Source organism: Neisseria sp. P0019.S002 (genome assembly GCF_051957155.1).
GTDB classification, from domain to species: Bacteria; Pseudomonadota; Gammaproteobacteria; order Burkholderiales; family Neisseriaceae; genus Neisseria; species Neisseria perflava.
The window spans coordinates 1-792 of sequence record NZ_JBQCWS010000023.1; the positions used below are offsets into that span (position 1 = coordinate 1).

The 792-nt window shown below is 49.4% G+C and carries 1 protein-coding gene; it reads left to right on the forward strand.

Features of this window, described 5'->3' with window-relative positions:
- Positions 1–46 precede the first annotated feature (46 nt).
- A partial coding sequence (locus tag ACTHTY_RS11305) for a hypothetical protein (protein WP_440367697.1) occupies positions 47–792 on the forward strand: 746 nt, incomplete at its 3' end.

Consider the following 792-nt stretch of genomic DNA (forward strand, 5'->3'; position numbering starts at 1 on the left):
AAATATGCAAGCAATAAAAGAAACGCGCCCGAAACGGCGGTTTGGGTTGGGTGGTGGTGGTTTTGTGTTGGGGGGTGGGTGGTGGGTGGTGTGGGTTTTGTGGGTGGTGGTTGGGTGGGGGGGTGTTGGGTGTGTTGGGGTTTGGTTTTTTTTTGGTGTTTGTTTGGGTTGTTTGGGGTTGTGGTTGGTGTTGTTTTTTTTGTTGGCTGTTTGGGTGGGGGTGTTGGGTGTTTTGTGGGGTGGGTTGGGTGTGGTGGTGTTGAGGTTTGGTGTGTTTGTGGTTGTGGTATTTTTTGGTTTTTTTTTGTTGTTGGTGTTTGTGGTGGTTGGGTTTGTTTTTGGGTTTGGTGTTTTTGGTTTTTTTTTTTTTGTTGTTTTTTGTTTGGTTTTTGTTGGGTTGTGTTGGGTGGGTTGGTTGTGGGTGGGGGTGTGGGTGGTTGTGTTTTTTGTTGTGTTTTGGGGTGGGTTGTTTTTTGTGGGTGGGGGGTGGGGGTGTGGTTGTGGTTTTTGTGTGGCTTTTTGGGGTGTGGTTTTTGTGTGTTGTGTTGTGTGGTTTGGTGTGTGGTTTTGTTGGGGTTGTTTGTTTGTGGGTGGTTGGGTTTGGTGGGGTGGTTGTTGGGGTTGGTGGTGGGTTGTGGGTGGGTTGGGGTTGTGGTGGGGGTTGGGGGTTGGTTGGGTTGGTGGTTTTGTGTGGTTTTTTTGGTGGTGTTGGTGGGTGTGGTGTTGTTTGTGGTGTGGGGTGGTTGGGTGGTGTGTGGTGTGGGGTTGGGTGTTTTGTGTTGTGGTTTGTTT